Consider the following 22001-nt stretch of genomic DNA (forward strand, 5'->3'; position numbering starts at 1 on the left):
TATATATAGTTGTATACGGACTATATTATTTTGTTTATATCGAGGGAATCACGGGTCATGATGGATTACAAGTACGTTTACGAAGTTTACCGGGAACGCAGTTTTTCCCGCGCCGCCAAGAATCTGTATGTTTCTCAGCCCGCTCTGAGCGCGACGGTTAAAAAAATAGAAACCCGGCTGGGGTTTCAGATCTTTGACCGCAGCACCTCCACTCTTGAGCTGACGGAGGAGGGAAAAGCCTATGTGGATGCGGCGGAAAAAATCCTGAAGATCGAGGAAAACTTATCCTCCTATGTAAACGACATTTCCAACCTGAATGCCGGGAAGATTGTCGTCGCAGGGCCCGCGTTCTTCTCGTCGTTCATCATTCCCTCCATTGTCAACCGGTTTGCCGCGCTGCACCCCGGCGTTACGCTTGAGTTTATGGAAGCGGATTCCGTGGAGCTGTATGAAAAAGCCATGGACAATAAAATCGATCTGATCGTCGATTCCGGCATCTGCGACCCGAAGCTGTTTACATCCGCCGACCTGTTTACCGAGCAGATTCTGCTGGCCATCCCGCTGAACTATCCGATTGTGAACCGGCTGCGGGACTATGCGCTGAGCAACGAGGATATCTGTGAAAACAAACACCTTTTACCGCAGACAAAGGGCATTGACCTTACCCTGGTCCGCGATCTGCCGATTATCCTTTTGAAAAAGGACCACGATATTTACCGGAAAGCGAAAGCCCTGTGCAGCGAAAGGAATTTTTCTCCGAAATCCTCCATCCGTCTGAATCAGATGCTGACCGCCGTCAACATCGCCTCTCAGGGGCTGGGCTGCGTATTTATCTCCGATTCGCTGATCAAACACTCTCATTCCGCCGTCAACCTTGCTTTTTTCAAGATCGACACAAAAGAGGAAAATCTGTTAAAAAGGGAAGTGTTTATCGCCTATAAGAAAAACTGCCATTTGACAAGGGCAATGAAAAGCTTTCTTTCGGTTGCGTCGGATTTGTTCCGTCCCTCCGTCGGGAGCGGCGCCCGGCGGCCCGCGTGAGACGCCCCGGTTCTCCCGGCGGAAGTCCGCTTTATAATTTTACTTGTGTAAAACGTCTGAATATTGTAAAATACATACGTCGGAATAGTAAAAACGAACAGGTGATTCTTTGTATCGTGCATGTATCTTTGATTTGGACGGAACTTTGGCAAACACGCTCTACTCCATCGCCAACTTTTCGAACACGGCGCTGAAACAGTGCGGATACCCCGAAATTCCGGACGAGGATTACAGGAAAATCGTCGGCGACGGCGCCGATATGCAGATTCGGCGGATGCTTGCCGCCGTTTGTAAAGAACCTTTTACCGAGCGGGAGGCGGCGGAGCTGAAAAGGGTTTACAGCGCCCTTTACGAAAGCGACCCGGTGCATCTTGTGCGGGAATATCCCGGGATGCGGGAAACGCTGGCGGGGCTGAAAAGGGCGGGCGTCCCGGCCGCGGTGCTCACCAACAAACCCGACGCCTGGGCCAAGGCGATCATCGCCTCGCTGTTCCCGCCGGATAGCTTTGAATTTTGCTTCGGCCAGCAGCCCGGCCTTCCGCGCAAACCGTCCCCGCAGGGAGCCCTGATGATTGCGAAAAAGTTCCGGGCGGACCCGCGGGAAATCCTTTATCTTGGCGACACCAACACCGATATGAAAACAGGCACAGGCGCCGGTATGGACACGGCCGGAGTTCTCTGGGGGTTTCGCGACCGCCGTGAACTCGAAGAAAACGGCGCGTCCTATCTGCTTGAGACACCGGATGAAATTCTTCCGCTCATTTTTAGCGGCAAGGGGTGAATTATGGAACGGTTTTTCCGTTTTTTCCGGACGAATTTGCGGCTTGGCCTTCGAATCATCAAAACGGGGATCGCCGTGACATTCTGCATCGCGGTTTCCAATATTTTACATCTTAATCAACCCTTCATCGCCGTGATCGCCACAGTGATTTCCATGGGAAAATCCATTGATCTTTCCGTCAAGGCCGGTAAAAACAAAATGATCGGGGTTGTGATCGGCTCCGCCGTGGGGGCCGCGTTTGCCGCCGTCCTGCCGGGCAACGCGGGCCTGTGCGGCATCGGAGTGATTCTGTCGCTGTACCTGTGCCATTTCTTTCATCTGCAGAGCGCCGGGGTTCTGTCCAGCTTTTCCTTCGCCGCGGTCATGTTCGGCGCGGCTCGGAACGCGCCCTGGCAGTATGCGCTGTCCTGCACGGGCGCCGCGCTGCTCGGAATCGCCGTGGCGGTCCTGATCAATCTGGTCGTGATGCCGCCCAATCATGCGCTGGAAATTAAAAAAACATATTCGGAATTAAAGAAGAAAACCGCGGAAGCGATCGGCAACGCCGCGCAAAAGCAGACGGCCGGCACCAAAACCGTAACCGAAGAAATTGACCGGATCTCGCGGTCGGTAGAGCTTTATATCTCCGAAGCAAAAATTCTGCGCTGGAATGACGAAGAGGTTTTTCGCATCTCCTCCAGCATAGCGGTTTACCGGCTGATTCTGGACGAACTGAAAGCGGTTGAGGCCATTCGCCTGACGGAAAACGGCGAATCGGACGAGGAGACGCGCACGGTTTACCAGTATCATATGAAGCGAATGCGCGAGCTTTTTCAGCGCGCGCAGGAATCGGAGCAGGGGTAGCCGCCGCGGCTCCAAAAAAAGCAGCCTGAAAGCGGAAACGCTTTCAGGCTGCTTTTATAATGTCCGGATTTTTAAAACGCGACGTCCTCGCCGTAATAAGCGCAGGAAAGGACTTTGAGCATATCCTCCGCGTTTGTCGTTCTCGGGTTGGAGGAGGTGCAGGGATCCTTGACCGCGTTTTCCGCAATGGTCTGCGCATGGGCCTTGAAATCCTCTTCGCTCACGCCGTTTTCACGATAAGTGGGCTGAATGCCGAGCTTCTTATTTAACGCGCGCACAGCCTCGACCAGAGAATCCGTAAGCTGTTTGTCCGTCGAACCCGGCAGGCCGAGCATCTTCGCAATCTGGGCATAGCGCTCCATGCACGCTCTGGAATTGTACTCTATGACGAACGGCAGAAGAATCGCGTTGCAGCAGCCGTGCGGAATGTGGAACATTGCGCCGGTTTTATGCGCGATGCTGTGCGCGATGCCGAGCAGCGCGTTGGAGAAGGACATGCCGGCCAGGCACTGCGCAATGTGCATCTTGCCGCGCGCTTCTTTATCGCCGTTGTAGGAATCGAGCAGGCTGTCGAAAATATCGGAAATCGCCTTAAGCGCGAGGGCGTCCGAAAAATCGGAACGGGCCGTGGCGACGTAGGCTTCGATCGCGTGGGTCAGCGCGTCCATTCCCGTGTGGGCGGTCAGGGTTTTCGGCATGGCCTGAGGAATATCGGTATCCAGAACCGCGATGTCGGGCGTGATCTCAAAGTCCGCGAGAGGATATTTGATATTGGTGGAGTAATCCGTAATAACGGAAAACGCCGTGACTTCGGAAGCGGTGCCGCTGGTGGAGGGAATCCCCACGAAAATGGCTTTCTTTCTCAGCTTCGGCATGGTGAACGGGTCCTTGATGTCGTCAAACGTCTTGTCCGGGTATTCATAGAATACCCACATGGCTTTCGCGGCGTCCATCGGGGAGCCGCCGCCGATCGCGACGATGACATCGGGTCCGAATTCGCGCATGGCCTTCGCGCCGTCAAAAACGCGCTCAATGGATGGGTCCGGCTCCACGCCCTCATAGATTCTGGTTTCCAGTCCCGCTTCCTTCAGAACGTCCTCCAGCTTCTGCAAAAACCCGGTTTTTCTCATGGAATGTCCGCCGGTAACAATAAAGGCTTTTTTATAACCCTTCAGATTTTTCAGTTCGCCGATTGCGCCCGCTCCGAAATAAATGTCGCGCGGCAATGTGAATCTCGCCATAAAAAAATCCTCCCTTTTCGTTTGTTAATTATTAAACGATTTTTTTCGTTTCTATCTTACCATACCGATTTATCTGTTTCAAGCATTGGCAAATATTTATTTTTTTCCATGTATCAGGCGCAGAAGCTGATCCGCGTCGTCAATCGGAGAGTAGCAGCGACGGCCCGCGCACACATAAGCGCGCGGCCCGTTATTTTCCCGCCCCGCGCCGAAGTTTGCGGGGTTTGTCCGCGCGGTCAGAAACGGGAAGTAACCGCTGTGAATCGCGCCGTAAAATGGTGCAAGCTCCGTTTCGTCCCTTGCGGTCAGCGTGACATCCGTTCCTCCGCCGCGCAGATACAAAACCGCGCCGGCCGCGGTGGGACACGCCGCGGGCGCCCGGGATAATTCCAGCGGAAACGCTTCCAGAATTCTGGCCGCGCGCTTTTCCAGTTCCGGCCTGTCCGCCAGACGGGCAAGACGGACCAGCTGGAACGCGTGGACGGCGTTGGCGGACGGCATGGAGGAATCCCAGATTTCCTTGCCGCGCGCGGGGGAACGAACCGCTCCCGCCTCCGCGGAATAGAATCCTCCGTTTTCCCGGTCCTCAAACCGTTCTGCGAACACCTTCTCCAAACGCAGGGCGCTTTCAAGCCGGCAAGGCTCCCGGCCCGCTTCGTACAGCTCCAGCAGCCCCCAGAGGAAAAAGGCGTAATCCTCGGCAAAGCCGGGCGACCGGGACGGGCCCTCCCGGTAAACGGCAATCAGCGAACCGTCCCGCGCGGTCATGTTTTCCAGAACAAAATCCGCAGCGCCGCGGGCCTTTCGCAGATACGCTTCCTCTCCGAACGCGCGGGCGGCCAAAGAAAGCGCCGCGACGGCCAGCCCCGTGCGGGACGGAAGAATTTTGTCATCCAGGAACGGGGGAACGCGCCCGGAACGGCAGGCCAGCACCTTTCGTCGGCAGGCTTCGGCAAACTCCCGCCGATTTTCCGGAATTCCGCCGGACAAAAGATTCGGGATATTTTTCCCTTCAAAGTTGCCTTCTTCCGTAATTCCGAACAACCGGCTGAATTCCTTTTCGTCCGGACCGAGCGCCTGCCGGAGCTCCTCCGGTGTAAAGGTATAGTACTTTCCCTCCACACCCTCGGAGTCCGCGTCCTCCGCCGTGTAAAATCCGCCGTTTTCCGACTGCATCCGACCCGTGAGGTACGAAAGGATTTCCTCCGCCGTCCGACGGTATTCCTCTTTTCCCGTAATCTGCCAGCACTCGGTATACGCCATGCAGAGTAGGGCGTTGTCCGACAGCATTTTCTCAAAATGGGGAACCAGCCAGCGGCTGTCCGTCGAATACCGGCAGAACCCGAACCCGATCTGGTCGTAGATGCCGCCCCGGCGCATGCAGCCGAGCGTTTTCTCGCACATATTCAGAGCCTTTTCCTTTCCGGCGGCGGCATAAAAGCGCAGCAGAAACAACAGATTCTGCGGGGAGGGGAACTTCGGCGCTCCGGAAAAACCCCCGTATTTAGCGTCAAACCGCCGTTCAAGCTCCAAAAACACGCGTTCCGGCATATTTTCATCCACCGGGGCCGGGCTCTGCGCATGGGACACGGCTTCGCGCCCGATGCGTTCCGCCGCGCCGGCGATCCGGTTCCGGTCGGTTTTCCAGAGCATGGCAATCTGCCCGAGCAACGTGAGAAATCCGGACATTCCGGGGCGGTCGTGTTTTGGGAAATACGTCCCGGCAAAAAACGCCTTGCCCTCCGAATCAAGAAAGACGCTGAGCGGCCATCCGCCCGAGCCGGTCATTCTCTGGCAGACATCCATATAATAGCCGTCCACATCCGGGCGCTCCTCCCGGTCCACCTTGATGCTGATAAAATCCCGGTTCAGCGCCCCCGCGACCTCCTCATCCTCGAAGCACTCCTCGGCCATGACGTGGCACCAGTGGCAGGTTGAGTATCCTATGGATAAAAACACGGGCTTGTCTTCCCGCTTCGCTTTTTCAAAAGCCTCGTCGCCCCAGGGATACCAGTTCACCGGATTCTGGGCGTGCTGTAACAGATACGGACTTTTTTCATGAATCAGGCTGTTGGATCTCACCGCGTTCGGCATGTTGTCCGCCCTCTTTCGTTTGTTTGCATCCTATTGTTCCTCCGGCTCACGCAATTATAACCGTTCCGGTTTCACAGAATCGACATGACCGCCGGTTTACTTTTTCGGGGGATCGGATTATAATTGTTAAAATTCTCGAATGCGGGTCGTAACCAGAAAAGGGAGGAATCGGTACGAAGATCAGAAAAGCCGGGCCGGAGGATGTTGAATCCGTTTATGAACTGATCTGTTCGCTGGAAGAAAGTTATCCGCCGCGCGGCGCCTTCCGGCAGATTTATCTCGACAACCTCGGAAGCCCGGGAATTCTGTACCTCCTGTGCGAGCATCAGGGGCGGACGGCCGCGTTCGGAAGCCTGCACATCCAGTTTTTGCTGCATCACTGCGGCGCGGCGGCGGAAATTCAGGAATTGATTGTACAGCCGGACCTGCGGGGGAACGGGATCGGGGCGGCTCTTTTCTCGGCGCTGAAAGAAGAAGCGCTGCGGCGCGGCTGCGTTCTTCTGGAAGTCTGCTGCAACCGAAAGCGGGAACGCGCCCACCGGTTTTATGAAAGCTGCGGCATGCGGCGGTCGCATTTCAAATTCACCATGAATTTATAAGGGACTGTCGCAAATAGTTTCTAAATTTCGCATAAAAACGCGTCTTAATCAGGCTTGAATCGCCGGTTTAGGGCGCATTTTCTTATTTTCCGGGCCGCTGATTTGTGCAGCTTGCTATAGCAAATTCATTTCAACAGCCCCATCATTTTTCCGCCGGTCTCTTCAGAATTCGTCCAAACCTCCGACCTGTTCCAACCCGGCGCACGCGCCCCGGTCCTCCAGCAGGACCTTTTTCCCTTCGGTCAGGCGAACCGCCGAGTCACAGCAGGGATACTCCCGGATCGCGCGGGACATATCCCCCAGCAGCGGCGCCTTCAGTTCCCGGCTCGCTCCGGCGCGGACCCGTATTTCCAGGCGGCGTTCTCCCTGCCGGGCGGAAATACAAACGATGTTTCCCTTTCTTTGCACCCGCTCCAACCCCGCCGCCGAAATAAGTTGCGAGCCGGTACTCCCTGCCGCCGGCCCTGCACACGCCGAGCAGCCCGTTGAATGCCCACGGACCGATCGGCACCCGCGCGGCGGCGAGCATGACTCCGTCCCCGGGGCGGGAGAAGCAGTTCGACTGGTACCAGACCCACGCCCTGGGAAAAGACTTTCCCGCGTCCCGCTCCAGGTAACCCGTTCCCCCCGTCAGGTCCAGCGTCTCGCCGTTGACGTTCAGCTCCCCTTTGAGCGAATGGCTCATGCTGACGACGTCGTGACTGCACTCCAAAAACCAAAGATAGGAGAAGGGTCCCATCACGGTGGGGCAGTATAAGCTTTTGAGGATCGGCTGAAATGCGGAGTACGCAATTTCGCCCGAAATCCGCATCCCGTCCTGAAGGATGGAAACCGCCGCTCCGGCTTCACCGAATACGCTGTCCCCGACCCGGACGCGAAGCGGGTGCCGTTCGACGCGGAAGGACTCTGCCGGATAACGGAAAAAGCGGGACCATTCCGGAGAAATCACTTGGAGAAAGGCCGTTTGTCTCCCGTCCGGAGCGGCGGAAAGGCCGGGAATAAAGGAGTAGACCATCCCCCCCGCGCTGTGCTTGAAATACCAACCTTCGAACCGACGCGCGCCCTTATCCGTCAGTCCGGCCCCCTCTTATCCAACGGGAGGAACGCGGGATTTTCCAGAATGTTTCCGTCCGCGTCGAATCTGGAACCGTGGCAGGGGCAGTCCCAGGTTTTCTCCTCCGGGTTCCATTTCAAAGGGCACCGCATGTGTGTGCATACGGTTTTGACCCCGTGCAGACCGCCGTCCGTGTCGCGGTAGGCTCCGATCTTTGCGCCCTCAAACTCCACAATACCGCCCTCGTCGTTTTTCAGCTGCGCCACGCCGCCTTTGGGGATTTCCGTATATCCGTGAAAAAAATTCGCGGCGGTGTCGGCCGCCTCCTGAAAAAATTTGCCCGCCTGCAGGCGAAAGTCCGACCTTCCCGGAGAGAAAACATCCGCCACCTCGCTCTTGCCGGATAGAATCAGATCCGAGAGGATGCCGGCCGCGGCCATGCTGCCCGTCATTCCCCATTTGTTGAAGCCCGTCGCCAGATAAACCCGGTCGCCGAACTGCCGGTACCGGCCGATGATCGGAATATGGTCGTTTGTCATGCAGTCCTGCGCCGACCAGCGGGATTCGACCGAACAGCCGGGATAGAGCTTCTGCGCCTCTTCCTCCAGCTTTCCGTAGTGGGACACGTCCGTCTCATGTCCCGTTTTATGCGAACCCCAGCCCAAAAGCAGAACCGGTTCCCCGTCGACGCGGGCGCTGCGGAACGACAGCCCCGCTTCCTCACAGTCGAGATACATGCCGGAAAGCTCGGGCGCGCCCTTCAAGGCGGCAAGATAAGAGCGATTCTGCACAATCCGCGCAAAATAGAACCCGCGCAGGTTGGTAAACGGGTAATGGGAACAGATGAGAACGTTTTTGCCGTAGACGCGGCCCGCTCCGGTCAGAACCATGTTGTCGTCCAGAGCGACGGCCGGGGTGTTTTCATAAATTTTCACGCCGCGTTCCCGCAGAATCTCCGCTAGGCGGCAGGCAAATTTCATCGGATGAAACCTTGCCTGCCCGGAAAAACGAACCGCCCCCTGCACCGGGAACGGCAGCTCGCCGCATTTGTCCGTAAACGACGCGTCGATGGAAAGCCTCCTCGCCGTTTCCGCCTCTTCCCTCACCCGCTGCGCGCCCTCCGGCGTACAGGAAAAAACATACGCGTCGCAGGGGACAAAATCGCAGTCGATCTTTTCCGTCTGAACAATCTGAGCAAAGCGGGAAACCGCCTCTTCATTTGCCTTGGCGTACTGCCAGGCGGCTTTGGTTCCCATTCCCTTTTCCAAAGAGCTGTAGATTAATCCGTGCTGAGAGGTGATCTTCGCCGTGGTCCGCGCGGTCGTTCCGTGCAGGACCCTGCCCGCCTCCAGAATCACGATATCCCGCACTCCCCTGCGCTGCAGCTCATACGCGCACAAAAGGCCGCAGAGTCCTCCCCCCACAATGACCGCGTCGGCGTTGCAGTCGCCCGAAAGCTTTGGGAATTCCGGCGGCGCGACCGTCTGCCAGCAGGATTGGAACCGGTTCTCCTCCATTGTTTCGATCACATCCTTTTTTCCCTATTTTTACCGGTTTTCAGGAAATCATTCAGAACCCAAAAGAGAACAGGGGGCCTTTTCCGCCGCGCTGTGCTTTCGCAAAAGTCTTCTAAACGATTCCCGCCGCTTCCGCCCAGCCGGAAACCGGGTGGTTCGGATATGGAGGGAATCGAATATCGTTATGAAAGATAAACGGTAAAATCGCAATCGATCCATCGTCTGAACGAGTCGATAATGCCCAGTTTTTCCGGACTCATTTTACCATATTTAGCAAAAACACTGAATTCGGCGCAAAAGATTGACTAACGGTCATTTTTGATCTATACTATCTGCACAAACTCAAAATGACCATTAGTCATTTTTAAAAGGCGGTATCAAATGGCAGGAAAACTGTTGGAAAACAAAAAAATCAAAATGAGCCGGCTGTATGACGCCGCCTATGAGCTGTTTACCTTAAAAGGCGTGCACGCCACCGTGGTGGATGAAATCGTACGGCACGCCGGAGTGGCCAAAGGGACGTTTTACCTTTACTGCAGGGACAAATACGATTTGGTCAACAAAGTGATTCTGAGGAAGACCTCCGCGCTGCTGGAAGAAACCATGCGGGCTCTGACGAAAAAGAAGGAAGAGCAGCCGATGAGCTTTCAGCAGAGCGTCGTATTTTTTGTCGACTCCCTGATCCAAACATTTCGCGACGACACCCGGTTTCTGGAGCTTGTTTTCAAAAACCTTTCCCCTACGCTGTTTGAACGGCTGTTCGGGTGCACCGAGCTGGAAGACGTTCGGAAAGAATTTGTTGAAAACTTCATGCTCCGCGGCGGCACCAGCGAGGCGGCCGGGCAGCGCCTGTATCTGATCGTATGCATGGTAGGCGCCGTCTGCTACAGCTCCCTCATTATGAAAATGCCGTACGGCTTTGACGAGGTTCGCCCGGAACTGTACCGTTCCATCGAACAGATTCTCGTCTGAGGCGTAACCTTTCGCCGCGGCCGGAATACACTCAAACAAAAAAGCATTAACAGGAAACGGAGAGATGCCGATTGCTTTCCAGATTTGCAAAAATTCTCACCAGACACCCCACTATCGTAACCGGAATTGCGATTTTACTTCTGATCCCCTGCGCTCTCGGATTTATCAAAACAAAAGTCAATTACGACATTCTGTCGTACCTGCCGAAAAATCTGGATTCCGTAAAGGGCGAAGATGTTCTGGAGGATACGTTCCACGACGCAGCGACCTCCATGCTGGTCATTGACGGGATGTCAAGCAAGGATATTTCGGACCTAAAAGAGAAAATCAAAGAAGTACCGGGAGTCAATAACTGCGTCTGGGTTGACGATGTGGCGGATCTGAGCGTTCCGGAGGAAATGCTTCCGGACACCGTAAAAGATTTGTTTTACAGCGACAGCGCCGACTCCACCATGATGCTGATTACCTATAACGGTTCCACTTCATCGGAAGAGACCTTCGACGCCATCGGGAAAATCAAAAGTCTCTTGAATAAGCAGTGCTTTCTAAGCGGTTTTTCGGCGATGCAGCGCGATATGAAAAATCTGCTGGAAGGCGAAATGCCCTACTACGTGCTGCTGGCCGGCGGGCTGTGCCTGGTTGCCATGACGTTTTGTCTGGAATCCTGGCTTTTGCCGATTGTTTTCCTTCTGGGCATCGGTTTTGCCATTCTGTACAACATGGGAACCAACATTTTCCTTGGCGAGATTTCCTACATTACCAGGGCAATCGCCGCAATCTTGCAGCTGGGCGTCACGATGGACTACTCCATCTTCCTCATCAACCGCTATGATGAGGAAAAGCCGAAATTCGAAGACCGGCGCGACGCGATGGCAAGCGCGATTCAAAGCACCTTCCTCTCTCTCGCGGGCAGCTCCCTGACGACGGTCGCCGGGTTTCTGGCCCTGTGCTTCATGAGCCTCGCCCTCGGCAAGGACATCGGTATCGTCATGATGAAGGGCGTCGTGCTCGGCGTGTTCTGCACGGTCACCGTCCTTCCTTCCCTGATTCTTCTGTTTGACAAGCCGATTCACAAATATACGCATCGCATCCTGATCCCGCCGTTCGACAGGGGCTCGAATTTCATTCTCCGGCACCGTGTCATTTTTGTCGCGGCCGCGCTGCTGCTGATCGGACCGACCTTTTACATGCAGTCGCATACGCAGGTCTATTACAACATTGACAAAACGCTGCCCGCAACCACCGATTCCGTGGTTGCGACCGATAAGCTGAAACAGGATTTCAACATGGCGACCACGCATTTCATTATTCTGGACGACAACCTGCCGTCTTATCAGACAAAAGACATGATTGACGAGATTAAAAAGCTGAACGGCATCGAAACCGTCCTTTCTTACGACGATCTGGTCGGCCCGGCCGTACCGTCCGACTTTATTCCGGACAGCGTCAAGGAAATATGCAAAAAAGACGGCCGGCAGATCGTCATGGTGAACTCCCAGTACCAGGCCGCTGAAAACGAGGAAAACGAACAGATCGCTCAAATTACCAAGATTACCAAAAAATACGACCCGACTTCCCAGGTGACCGGTGAAGGCGCCCTGACAAAGGATCTGGTTGAAATTGCCAACCATGATTTCACCGTGACCAGCTATATTTCCATTATCCTGATGCTGATTATCGTGGCCGCGGTGTTCCGCTCCATCGCCGTACCCATAATTCTTGTCGCCGTCATAGAGCTGGCAATTTTCCTGAATCTAAGCATCCCGTACTTAACCGGAAACGTCATTTCCTTTATTTCCCCCATCGTCATCAACTGCGTGCAGCTCGGTGCCACCGTCGACTACTCCATTCTGATGACCACAAGGTTTCAGGAAGAACTGAAATCCGGAAAGAACCGCCTTGACGCGATCAAAATCGCAAGCTCCTCCTCGTTCCGTTCCATCATTACGAGCGCGCTGGTTTTCTTTTGCGCCACTACCGGCGTTTCGATAATTTCCAAAATGGGAATCATTCAGAATATCTGCGCGATGCTGGCGCGCGGCGCCATTATCAGCGCGGCTGTCATTATTCTGGTTCTTCCGGCGGTGCTGTACGTAACCGAGCCGGTTATTGAAAAACTCAGCTACCATTTCCATACAAAATGACAATCCTTTTGTGCGAAGGAGGTTTTTACAATGAAAAAACAAATTTACTCCCGCGCCGGACGGGTCGGCTGCCTGCTTCTCGCCCTGATCTGCTCGGTATCGCTGCCGACGGCCGCCGCGGCAAGCGGGGAGTCCACCAAAAAAGACGAGACTGTTTACGTCAACCTGAGCGCGGCCGGAAGCGTGCAGAGCACCACGGTTTCCGACTGGCTGCACTCCGATTCCGGCAACGTCCGGATTGCGGACCGGTCCAATCTGACCGATATCAAAAACGTCAAATCGTCGGACCAGCCGCTGAAAACCGGGGATAACCTGACCTGGGTGCTCAACGGCGGCGACAGCGGCGCCGACGTTTATTATCAGGGAAAGACAACCTCTGCGACCCCGTTAAAGGTGACTGTCTCCTACGAACTGAACGGCAAATCCGTCACGCCGGAACAGATTGCCGGAAAATCCGGAAAGGTGAAAATCACCGTGAATCTGGAAAACACGGACGCGCACACGGTTCAGGTGGACGGCAAAGACGTCGTCATGTATACTCCCATGACGGCGATTGTGGCGGCCACGCTGCCTTCCGACACCTTCAATAACGTTGCGGTCAACAAAGGCAAGGTGATTTCCGACGGGAACAACCAGTTTGTCACGTTTCTTTCCATGCCTGGCCTTTCGGAAAGTCTCGACCTGAAAAACTGCGGGGTGGAGGGGCTCGACACCATCGATATTCCGGAGGATCTTGTCATCACGGCGGACGCGAAGGATTTTACCCTTAGCTCAATCGCCATCGCGGCGACGCCGGAGCTGCCGGACCAAGACGAGCTCGGCGACGAAACCAGTCTGGATGATCTCAAGGACGATCTCGACAAGCTGAGCAGCATGCAGGACAATATTGAAAAAGCAGACCCGAATAAAGACATCCGCTCGCTCTTCACCAATCCCGACCGCACCGCAGCCGCCCGGCTGATCGTGGACGACGTATTCCATTTTTACGATCTTGACACGGCCGCGCTCGACGTCATGCCGAAATATGTGACGGATCAGAACATCAGCCTTTACGACCGCGTGACATCGGATATTGATAAAGCGGATCTGAAATATATTATGGATAATCAGATTATCCGCGGACTGAACGACCGCCTGACCGACGAGAACGTAAAAAAGGCAAAAGTCCTGCTTAAGGATTACGACGATATTGAAACCTTCCAGATTGGAAAGCTGAACCGCGTGATTCAGGTTTTGAATCATTATGACTCGGATTACGACCATCTGGACGACATTCTGAAGGACGCGAAGCATATCATGCACCGTTTGGACAGCGACAATGTTGACACGCTTTCCGCCCTGACCCGGTCCGACGTTCAGGATTCTCTTTCTGATACCCTGAAAAGCATGAGCTCGCTCTCCTCTTCCGGCCTGCTCTCTTCCTCCATTAAGCTGCAGGCCCAGGATGTGGAGAAGATCATCGAGGTTCTGCTGGCGAATCATCCGGAGCTTATCGAGGAAGCCGTCAACCAGAAGCTCGTCGCCATGGAGGATCAAAACGGTTATATTCCGGTTTCCGACTTGCTCGAGATGCTGCAGAAATCCGGCCTTTCATCCAGCCAGATCAGCGGCATCACACAGGCGATGACTGCGGCGGTTCTCAGCGACGCCTCTTCCAAGGCGGTCATTCCGCTTAAGAGCGTTCAGTCCATTCTGGGCCCCGTGCTGAGCACTTTGCCTCCCGCGCAGCAAGCAGCGGTCCTGCAGAAGCTGACGAAGATCACCGACAGCAACAAGAATATCGAGGTGCAGTCCCTGCTTCCGCTGGCAAAGCAGCTCGGCGTCCCGATTGAACAGACGACCGGGGCTGCCGCCGCCGTCCTTCTGCCGGAAAAAGAAGCACAGCGTCAGACCCTCTCCCTGCTGCAGGACGACAAGATTAAAAATGCCTTGCTCTCGGGCATGATGGATAAATCCAACATTTCCGGCTTGACGGATTCGCTCAACGGGCTGCTCGGCAGCTCGGCACGGCTCAGCACCAGCCTGACAAACGCGCTCGGCAGTAACTATGCTGCACAGCTGACCAGCTCACTTTCCGACATGAGAGGACTAAAGAGGAATATCGATGACCTGAAGGATGACGTCGACGATCTGGAGGACAGCGATCGATCAGGTAAATTGTCAGACGATTTTGAGGACGCCGAAGACCTCCTTCTGAACAAAGACGATATGGACTATCTGATTACCTGGGCCAGCAAGCTCAAAAGTATGAAGACCGATATGGACGACAATACGGACAATATCTCTATTCTGCGCGACCTGATCAACCTGAACGACGACCCGAAAATCAAGAATTTCCGAGGCATGGTCCCCTCTCTCCTGAAAGATTACGACGATTCAGAGCCGATTCTTGACTCGATCAAAGCCGAGCTGGATGATCCGGCCGTCAACGCAAGCCTGCACAAAATGCCGCAAACCACTCAGGTTTTAACCAAAATGGAAGACGACATCCGCAGCAACAGAAATATTATGGAAATTTTCCGCCTGACCACCCAGCCGAATACGGTATCGCTCTTTCAGGATACTTTCAATCATCTGGACGAATTCACGCAAAAGGGCACGGCGGATCACATGCGTACCCTGATGGATAAGAAAGACGCTTATACCGGTCTTTCCGACCAGTACAAAATCTTTACCGAAGTTGCCGACGGAGCGGAAACCAGTGTAAAGTTTGTTTATAAGACCGCCGAAATCAAAGAGCCGGAGCCCGTGAAAACCGCAGCGGTTCAGCCCGCTGAAAATTCCGGCAAATCTGATTCCGGGTCCGGGCTTTGGGGATGGATCCGCTCCGCCTGGAACAGTGCGGCAAACACAATCAGCCATCTGTTATAACCATTCTTTTTTAACGATCAAATCCGCCGAAAAATTCGGCGGATTTTTTTATTGTAGTGCGAAAACTCCCGGCGATGCCGGGAGTTCAAAAAAGCTTTAGCGGTGAGTAAAAACGCAAGCTAAACTTTACCCACAATCCTTCCGTTTCGGTGTCAAAGCAAAAATAGGCAGCTTCCATGAAACGAGAAGGGCTTTGGCAGGGAGGGGGCGCAGCCCCCTCCCGTATCGGTCCCCTTCCGCACCAAATGTGCTTTCGATTTTCGTTTTGTCTTGTTTGCGGGAGGAGGCAGGGGGTGAGAAGTTTCGTTGCAAGCGTAAGAAAACTCCGAGCGCCTTGGAGGCGCTGCCAGTAAAACAGGGCTTTGCCCGCATAGGGAAGACCCCCCGGCTGTGCCGGGGGGTGACTATTTTCAGACAGGTGAATTCTTGCGGACAAAGTTGTACTATATTTGTTAACAAATAATCGAAAACTTATATTGACAATTTAAAAAAGCAGATGTATATTATGAATATATTATTGATGTTTTTAGTTAAAAATATAGATAAAAATCAGCATTACTTCCGACAGCATCGTTTTTAAAGCGGTTTAAGCCGTTTTTGTATTTACAATTCGGCTTTCTGATTTTAATTTAAGGAGAGAGTGTAAATGAACCGTGTATTGAAAAGCATCGTCGGAGCAACGCTCAGCCTGTGCGTGCTGGTTTCTGCGGCCGCCTGCACAAGCGCACCGACCAACACAGCCCCCGCAAACGCAGGCACAGACAGCCAGGCGGCCTCCTCGTCGGCAGCGCCCTCAGCCAAAGGCAAAAAAGTTGGCGTGGCCATGCCGACCAAATCCTCCGAACGCTGGATCAGAGACGGAAACAACATGAAGGACCAGCTGGAAAAGCTGGGCTACGCCGTAGACCTGCAGTATGCGGAAGACGACGTCCAGGCGCAGGTTTCCCAGATTGAAAACATGATTACCAGCGGGGCGAACTGCCTCGTCGTCGCCTCCATCGACTCCAGTGCGCTGGTCAACGTTCTGGAGGAGGCCAAAAAGAACAGCATTCCCGTCATCGCCTACGACCGTCTTCTGATGGACACCGATGCGGTCTCTTATTACGCAACCTTTGACAACAAGGGCGTCGGCACTCTGATCGGCAAATACATAGAGGAAAAAGCGGGGCTCAAGGATGGAAAGGGGCCGTACAACATCGAGCTGTTCGCAGGCTCCCCGGACGACAACAACGCGCATTTCCTGAATACCGGCGCAATGGAGGTCCTTCAGCCGTATATCGACGACGGCAAGCTGAAAGTGGTTTCCGGCCAGACGGACTTCGATAAGATCTGCATCCTGCGCTGGAGCCAGGAAACGGCTCAGAAAAGGATGGAAGACCTGCTTTCCGGCTACTACAGCACCGGGAAGGACGTCGACATCGTACTGAGCCCGTTCGACGGCATTTCCTACGGCATCGCTGCCGCCCTGGAGGGCGCAGGTTACAAGGTCGGCGAAAAGTGGCCGATGATCACCGGGCAGGACGCCGAAACCATGGCGGTCAAGAACATTCAATCCGGCAAGCAGTCCATGACGGTCTTCAAGGATACCCGCGTGCTCGCCGCCAAATGCGTCACGATGGTCCAGGCCGTCCTGGAAGGCAAGGAACCTGAAATCAACGACAAGACTTCTTACAACAACGGCAAGCTGGTCGTCCCGTCCTACCTGTGCAACCCCGTGGCTATCGACAAGGATAATATTCAGAAAGAACTGATCGACTCCGGTTATTACAAGCAGTCGGACATTTCCTGATCCGATAACCACATCGTTTTGGGCGACAGCCGGAACGCTGCCGCCCAAATCTTCCATTCGATCACGGGGAAAGAGGGATTGAAACGTCATGTCCGACATTATCTTGGAAATGAAAAACATCACGAAGGAATTTTCCGGCGTAAAGGCTCTCGACGACGTCAACCTTTCCGTGGAGCGCGGCGAGGTCCACGCCCTGTGCGGGGAAAACGGCGCGGGAAAGTCGACGCTGATGAATATTCTTTCCGGTATCTATCCCTACGGGGAGTATACCGGAGATATTCTGTACAACGGAACGGAGTGCAGGTTCCGCGATATCCGGGAAAGCGAACGCCGCGGGATCGTGATCATTCATCAGGAGCTTGCGCTGAGTCCGTACCTCTCCGTTGCGGAAAATGTGTTTCTTGGCAACGAGATCACCTCCGCCAAAGGCGTCATCGACTGGCACAAGACGCACCAGCGCGCCGCCGAAATTCTGGAGTGCGTCGGTTTAGCGGAGGAAAATATCAGCATTCCGGTCAGCAAGCTCAGCATCGGCAGGCAGCAACTGGTAGAAATTGCAAAAGCGCTGGCGAAAAAAGTAGAACTCCTGATTCTGGACGAGCCGACCGCCTCTTTAAACGATGAAGACAGCCAAAAGCTCCTCCATATCATTCTGAGCCTGAAAGATCAGGGAATTACCTGCATTATGATTTCCCACAAGCTGAACGAGCTCAGCTCCGTCGCGGACAGCATCACCGTGATCCGGGACGGAAAGACCATAGAAACGCTGAAAAAAGGCATCGATGAAATCTCCGAAGACCGCATCATCAAGGGCATGGTCGGCCGCGAGCTGACAAACCGTTACCCTCCGCGGGAAAGAAAGATCGGCGGCGTCGCGTTCGAGGTCAAAAACTGGAGCGTCCGCCATCCGGACGACCCGGAAAGGGCGGTCATCAACAACGTGTCGTTTCATGTCAACGCGGGGGAGGTGGTCGGGTTCGCGGGGCTGATGGGCGCCGGGCGCACGGAGCTTGCTATGAGCATTTTCGGCAGGGCATACGGATGCAATATTTCCGGCAGCCTGAAAAAGGACGGAAAGGAGCTGCGCCTGCGCTGCGTGAAAGACGCCATCCGCAACGGGATTGCCTACGCGTCGGAGGACCGCAAGGGATACGGACTGGTGCTGATCAACGACATCCGCTGGAACATGACACTCGCGAGCCTGCCGTTCCGTTTTTCCAGAAAAAGCGTAATCAATAAAAACGATGAAATCGTCGCCTCGGAGGAGTTCCGGAAAAAGCTGAATATCAAAGCGAATTCGGTCCAGCAGACCGTCGGGGCCCTTTCGGGAGGCAACCAGCAGAAAGTCGTGCTTTCCAAGTGGATTATGACAGGCCCCGATCTTCTGATTCTTGACGAACCGACCCGCGGGATCGACGTAGGGGCAAAATATGAAATTTACGAGATCATCAATGAACTTGCAAAACAGGGAAAGGCCGTGATCTTCATCTCCTCCGAGATGCCGGAGCTTCTCGGCGTCTGCGACCGGATCTACGTGCTGAACCAGGGGGAAATCGCCGGCGAACTAAGCCGGGAGGAGTTTTCGCAGGAAACGATCATGAAGATGATTCTGGCCCATGCAAGAAAGGAGAGACCGGCAATATGAGCGAAAAATCCGCCGCCAGGAAAAAGGCGGGCTCAATCAACGCGAAGCAATACGGAATGCTGATTGCCCTAATTGTCATTTACCTGATTTTCACGCTGCTTTCAGGCGGGAAAAACGCAAGCCCGATGAATATTAACAACCTGTTCATGCAGAACAGTTACGTCGTGATTCTCGCGGTCGGCATGCTGCTCTGCGTACTGACCGGAAACGTCGACCTTTCCGTCGGCTCCGTGGTCGCCTTCACAGGGGCAATCTGCGCCATCTTTGTGCTCGACCTGGGGATGTCCATCCCGCTCGCGTTCCTTCTGGTGCTACTGTCCGGGGTGCTGATCGGCATGTGGCAGGGCGTGTTTATCGCCTACCTCCGGGTTCCGCCCTTCGTGGTCACGCTGGCGAACATGCTCATCTTCCGCGGACTGACCCTCGTCGTGCTGAACGGGCAGACCAAAGGGCCGCTGCCCGCCGGTTATGTGACCATCGGCGCCGGCTATCTGCCGGAGATCAACACCTATTTTCTCGGCAGAACAAAAGTTGAGATGCTGTCCGTTCTCGCGGGTCTCGCGGGTTCGCTGCTCGCGATTTTCATGGAGGTCCGTTCCCAGCGAAAAAAGAGCTCCTACGGCTTTGCGGTCCCGCCTCTTTGGCAGACCGCCGCAAAGCTGGCGATCATTATCGTCATTATCAACTTCTTTACGGTTAAGCTCGCCCTGTACAACGGCCTTCCGGTCGTTCTGGCCATTATGCTGCTTCTGATCGTGATTTACACGTTCCTTACGGACAACACCGTGCCTGGGCGGCAGATCTACGCGGTCGGCGGCAACGCAAACGCCGCAAGGCTTTCCGGAATCAAAACGCAGCGCGTCATGTTCTGGATTTACACCAGCATGGGACTGATGAGCGCGCTGGCCGGCATCGTGCTTTCCGCCCGGAACGCTTCGGCAACGCCGAAAGCCGGCGACGGCTTCGAGCTCGACGCCATCGCCGCCTGCTACATCGGCGGCGCGGCCGCTCTGGGCGGAAGCGGAACCATTATGGGAGCCGTCGTCGGCGCTTTGATCATGGGCGTTCTAAACAACGGCATGTCCCTGATCGGCTGGTCCGTCGACGTTCAGAAAGTAGTCAAGGGGCTTGTCCTTCTCGGAGCCGTAACGGTCGACCTTCTTTCAAAAAAGAAAAACGCGTAAGCTCCAGCGGTTTCCCCGCCGTCTGAAAGTCCTACTTGTATTGACAATTAGAGAGCGATGAAGTATGATGATTTTTGACTTTTAGGAGGCGGAAACATGTCCGATATTCCAAAATACATGACTCTGGTAAACTGGATCCGGCAGAAGATAGAAACAAAAGAATTAAAATACGGGGATAAGCTCTACTCTGAAAATGAGCTGAGCAGCATGTTTGAAATCAGCAGGCAGACGATCCGCCAGGCCATTAAGCTTCTGGAGCAGGAAAAGCTGCTGGAAAGCAGACAGGGAAGCGGAACCTACGTCGTGTTCGACCCTTCCGCAAGAAAGCCAAATATGACGATCGGCGTTGTAACCACCTATGTGGGCAGCTACATCTTCCCCAACATCATCAAGGGAATTGAAAAAGTCCTGACCGAAAACGGTTATTCCATGCAGTTGGCCTTTACCCACAACAAAGTGGAAAACGAGCGCAGCGTGATCTCCTCCATGCTGGGAAAGGGTGTCGACGGCATGATTGTGGAACCGACCAAAAGCGGCCTGCCGAATCCGAATCTGGAGCTTTATCGAAAAATAAACGAAGACAAAATCCCAATGATTTTCATCAACAGTTTTTACCCGGCCCTAGATCTTCCGCACGTGTCGCTGAACGACTACAATGCCGGATTTCTGGCGGCCGACTGCCTGATCCGGAAGGGACACCGGCGGATCGCCGGAATTTTCAAACTGGATGATTACCAGGGCCACCGGCGTTACGCGGGCTACGTCGACGCGCTGATCCGGTCGGGCCTGGGCCTGCGGGATGAGAACGTTCTGTGGTACAGCACGGAGGATTTCTCTTCCCTTTCCGGCGACGCGAAACGGATCCTGTCGCGGATCGATGGCTGCACCTCCGTCGTCTGCTACAACGATCAGATTGCGATCAGTCTGGTCAGTCTGCTGAAAAGTAGGGGGGTCGGCATCCCGGGCGACGTGTCCCTCATCGGGGTGGATAATTCCGATCTCGCCACTCTGTGCGAGGTCCCGCTCACCAGCGTTTCTCATCCGAAGGAACTGCTGGGCGAGACGGCGGCGCGCAACCTTCTTCACCTGATTTCGGACCCACGTTTTTCCGCGACGGTCGAATTTGAGCCTGAGCTGATGGAGCGCTCCTCGGTAAAGCAGCTCTGACGGATTCCCTTCCGGCCCGGAGCGTTGGCCGGGTGGAATGATCGCACAAGTTGTCTGTATAACTTAAAAGTTAAGAAACTATGTCATCGGAGTGGACTTCGGCTCTTTTGTCGGGACGGCCGCTGCTGGCGGACGCGAAAACGGAAGAGGAGATCGCCGCCTCCGTTTTCGCCTATCCTCCGGGGTCATGGTCCGGTCACTGCCCTGTGGGACAGAGCTGGGCCCTTCAGAACCCGCGGGAGTACCTGGACGTTCTGAGCCGCATCGTAAACGATGCGTTCGCCCGGGCGGGAGTGTCCGCCCGGGCCCCTGCACGCGGGGAATTGCGGCACGCCCGCGCTTCAATTATCCCGGTCCCGGGCAGGCGGTCTCGCAGCCTTTCCTGAAGTGCCGTTTCAGCTCACAATCACCGTCACGCTGGCACAACTGTTGGAAAGGGGGTCAATCGCGTAAACCGTCGCCGTGCCCGAAGCAACCGCGTGGATTTTACCGGAATCCCGGTCCACGGCGGCAACGGAGTCGGACGAGGAAATCCACAGCAGCGTGGAGGCGTTGACGGACGCGCCGTTCAGGGTGATTCCGCTCATTGTATTGTCTGAGCCGACGTTCAGGCTGACAGTCTGCTGAGGGAACACCAGCCCGACCTGATTGACAGAGATCGTCTTCGCCACACCGGAAGTACCCGAAACGGCGACCGGCATCACGGCGGAAACCCAGTTGCCGTTCACCGATTTTTTATACCAGAAGCTGACCGTGGTAGACCCGGCGCTCACCGCCGTGACGACCACATGGTTTTTGCTGTCGATCGAAGCGCAGGCGACGGTGTCGTCCGCCACGCTCAGATGCAGAACCCCGAAATAGCTGTCGGAAATATAGCTGGTGTTTGCCGCCAGCGTCACATTTGAAAGATTCACAGTGGAAACCGCGCTTTCCGTCGTTGTAGCGAAAGCAGTGGTCACAGCCCATGTCGCAATTACAAAAGTGACGATCAGTACCGCGGCTGTCATCGGGATGATTTTTTTCAGGGCTCCGGTTCGCGCCAGATTCATCTTAAGCACT

18 protein-coding genes are annotated in these 22001 nt (G+C 54.8%); 12 read left to right on the plus strand and 6 right to left on the minus strand.

Annotation, left to right across the window (positions count from 1 at the left end):
- The first annotated feature begins 57 nt into the window (after positions 1-57).
- From HCR03_RS10065 to HCR03_RS10075, 3 genes are all read left to right on the plus strand, one after another.
- The gene (locus HCR03_RS10065; protein ID WP_187034163.1) at positions 58-1041 is read left to right on the plus strand and encodes a LysR family transcriptional regulator; all 984 of its coding nucleotides are present in this window, start codon (positions 58-60) and stop codon (positions 1039-1041) included.
- Between the two features lie 109 nt (positions 1042-1150).
- Positions 1151-1822, plus strand: a complete 672-nt coding sequence (locus HCR03_RS10070; RefSeq protein ID WP_156991245.1) for an HAD family hydrolase — start codon at positions 1151-1153, stop codon at positions 1820-1822.
- Between the two features lie 3 nt (positions 1823-1825).
- Positions 1826-2665 (plus strand): FUSC family protein, encoded by an 840-nt coding sequence (locus HCR03_RS10075; RefSeq protein ID WP_066650358.1) that lies wholly within the window; start codon positions 1826-1828, stop codon positions 2663-2665.
- A gap of 71 nt (positions 2666-2736) precedes the next feature.
- Here the strand turns inward: HCR03_RS10075 and HCR03_RS10080 are convergent, their stop codons facing one another.
- Positions 2737-3906 (minus strand): iron-containing alcohol dehydrogenase, encoded by a 1170-nt coding sequence (locus HCR03_RS10080; RefSeq protein WP_066650353.1) that lies wholly within the window; start codon positions 3904-3906, stop codon positions 2737-2739.
- Between the two features lie 96 nt (positions 3907-4002).
- The gene (locus HCR03_RS10085; RefSeq protein WP_187034164.1) at positions 4003-6000 is read right to left on the minus strand and encodes a thioredoxin domain-containing protein; all 1998 of its coding nucleotides are present in this window, start codon (positions 5998-6000) and stop codon (positions 4003-4005) included.
- Positions 6001-6272: 272 nt separating this feature from the next.
- Here HCR03_RS10085 and HCR03_RS10090 point away from each other — a divergent pair, with 272 nt between their 5' ends.
- The gene (locus tag HCR03_RS10090) at positions 6273-6599 is read left to right on the plus strand and encodes a GNAT family N-acetyltransferase (RefSeq protein WP_330601184.1); all 327 of its coding nucleotides are present in this window, start codon (positions 6273-6275) and stop codon (positions 6597-6599) included.
- A 162-nt stretch (positions 6600-6761) separates the two neighbouring features.
- Here HCR03_RS10090 and HCR03_RS20120 read toward each other — a convergent pair whose 3' ends face one another.
- Genes HCR03_RS20120 through HCR03_RS10100 form a run of 3 tightly spaced genes read right to left on the minus strand, consistent with a single transcriptional unit; the run spans position 6762 to position 9182 of the window.
- A complete protein-coding gene (locus HCR03_RS20120; protein ID WP_267459175.1) occupies positions 6762-6893 on the minus strand; it encodes a hypothetical protein in 132 nt (43 codons plus the stop codon).
- On the minus strand, positions 6859-7614 hold the full coding sequence (locus HCR03_RS10095; protein WP_187034165.1) for a tocopherol cyclase family protein: 756 nt from the start codon (positions 7612-7614) through the stop codon (positions 6859-6861). Before HCR03_RS10095 ends, HCR03_RS20120 begins: the two co-directional genes overlap by 35 nt.
- A gap of 56 nt (positions 7615-7670) precedes the next feature.
- Positions 7671-9182 carry an FAD-dependent oxidoreductase gene (locus tag HCR03_RS10100; RefSeq protein ID WP_139104169.1) on the minus strand — a complete coding sequence of 504 codons (1512 nt, stop codon included), beginning with the start codon at positions 9180-9182 and terminating at the stop codon, positions 7671-7673.
- Between the two features lie 369 nt (positions 9183-9551).
- Here HCR03_RS10100 and HCR03_RS10105 point away from each other — a divergent pair, with 369 nt between their 5' ends.
- From HCR03_RS10105 to HCR03_RS10140, 8 genes are all read left to right on the plus strand, one after another.
- Positions 9552-10142 carry a TetR/AcrR family transcriptional regulator gene (locus HCR03_RS10105; protein WP_066650343.1) on the plus strand — a complete coding sequence of 197 codons (591 nt, stop codon included), beginning with the start codon at positions 9552-9554 and terminating at the stop codon, positions 10140-10142.
- 71 nt (positions 10143-10213) lie between these two features.
- Positions 10214-12286: an efflux RND transporter permease subunit gene (locus HCR03_RS10110; protein ID WP_156991250.1), complete on the plus strand. Its 2073-nt coding sequence runs from the start codon at positions 10214-10216 to the stop codon at positions 12284-12286.
- Between the two features lie 30 nt (positions 12287-12316).
- A complete protein-coding gene (locus HCR03_RS10115; RefSeq protein ID WP_187034166.1) occupies positions 12317-15157 on the plus strand; it encodes a hypothetical protein in 2841 nt (946 codons plus the stop codon).
- Between the two features lie 646 nt (positions 15158-15803).
- On the plus strand, positions 15804-16946 hold the full coding sequence (gene chvE / locus HCR03_RS10120) for a multiple monosaccharide ABC transporter substrate-binding protein (RefSeq protein ID WP_066650336.1): 1143 nt from the start codon (positions 15804-15806) through the stop codon (positions 16944-16946).
- A gap of 88 nt (positions 16947-17034) precedes the next feature.
- The gene (gene mmsA, locus HCR03_RS10125) at positions 17035-18591 is read left to right on the plus strand and encodes a multiple monosaccharide ABC transporter ATP-binding protein (RefSeq protein WP_066650334.1); all 1557 of its coding nucleotides are present in this window, start codon (positions 17035-17037) and stop codon (positions 18589-18591) included.
- A complete protein-coding gene (gene mmsB, locus HCR03_RS10130; RefSeq protein WP_066650333.1) occupies positions 18588-19775 on the plus strand; it encodes a multiple monosaccharide ABC transporter permease in 1188 nt (395 codons plus the stop codon). The genes mmsA and mmsB overlap by 4 nt, the downstream gene beginning before the upstream one ends.
- A gap of 96 nt (positions 19776-19871) precedes the next feature.
- Positions 19872-20942, plus strand: coding sequence for a GntR family transcriptional regulator (locus tag HCR03_RS10135; RefSeq protein ID WP_066650332.1), 1071 nt, complete (start codon positions 19872-19874; stop codon positions 20940-20942).
- Between the two features lie 107 nt (positions 20943-21049).
- On the plus strand, positions 21050-21328 hold the full coding sequence (locus tag HCR03_RS10140) for a hypothetical protein (protein ID WP_187034167.1): 279 nt from the start codon (positions 21050-21052) through the stop codon (positions 21326-21328).
- Positions 21329-21337: 9 nt separating this feature from the next.
- Here the strand turns inward: HCR03_RS10140 and HCR03_RS10145 are convergent, their stop codons facing one another.
- Positions 21338-21991: a pilus assembly protein N-terminal domain-containing protein gene (locus tag HCR03_RS10145; RefSeq protein WP_166525171.1), complete on the minus strand. Its 654-nt coding sequence runs from the start codon at positions 21989-21991 to the stop codon at positions 21338-21340.
- Positions 21992-22001 lie beyond the last annotated feature (10 nt).

Source organism: Caproicibacter fermentans, assembly GCF_014303955.1.
Classification (GTDB): domain Bacteria; phylum Bacillota; class Clostridia; order Oscillospirales; family Acutalibacteraceae; genus Caproicibacter; species Caproicibacter fermentans.

Excerpts from the sequence above, each read along its gene's own strand:
- HCR03_RS10065 (WP_187034163.1), top strand. The coding sequence starts at position 58 with ATGATGGATTACAAGTACGTTTACGAAGTTTACCGGGAACGCAGTTTT.
- HCR03_RS10075 (WP_066650358.1), top strand. The coding sequence starts at position 1,826 with ATGGAACGGTTTTTCCGTTTTTTCCGGACGAATTTGCGGCTTGGCCTT.
- HCR03_RS10080 (WP_066650353.1), bottom strand. The coding sequence starts at position 3,906 with ATGGCGAGATTCACATTGCCGCGCGACATTTATTTCGGAGCGGGCGCA.
- HCR03_RS10085 (WP_187034164.1), bottom strand. The coding sequence starts at position 6,000 with ATGCCGAACGCGGTGAGATCCAACAGCCTGATTCATGAAAAAAGTCCG.
- HCR03_RS20120 (WP_267459175.1), bottom strand. The coding sequence starts at position 6,893 with ATGTCCCGCGCGATCCGGGAGTATCCCTGCTGTGACTCGGCGGTTCGC.
- HCR03_RS10095 (WP_187034165.1), bottom strand. The coding sequence starts at position 7,614 with ATGGTCTACTCCTTTATTCCCGGCCTTTCCGCCGCTCCGGACGGGAGA.
- HCR03_RS10105 (WP_066650343.1), top strand. The coding sequence starts at position 9,552 with ATGGCAGGAAAACTGTTGGAAAACAAAAAAATCAAAATGAGCCGGCTG.
- HCR03_RS10115 (WP_187034166.1), top strand. The coding sequence starts at position 12,317 with ATGAAAAAACAAATTTACTCCCGCGCCGGACGGGTCGGCTGCCTGCTT.
- chvE (WP_066650336.1), top strand. The coding sequence starts at position 15,804 with ATGAACCGTGTATTGAAAAGCATCGTCGGAGCAACGCTCAGCCTGTGC.
- mmsA (WP_066650334.1), top strand. The coding sequence starts at position 17,035 with ATGTCCGACATTATCTTGGAAATGAAAAACATCACGAAGGAATTTTCC.
- mmsB (WP_066650333.1), top strand. The coding sequence starts at position 18,588 with ATGAGCGAAAAATCCGCCGCCAGGAAAAAGGCGGGCTCAATCAACGCG.
- HCR03_RS10135 (WP_066650332.1), top strand. The coding sequence starts at position 19,872 with ATGTCCGATATTCCAAAATACATGACTCTGGTAAACTGGATCCGGCAG.
- HCR03_RS10145 (WP_166525171.1), bottom strand. The coding sequence starts at position 21,991 with ATGAATCTGGCGCGAACCGGAGCCCTGAAAAAAATCATCCCGATGACA.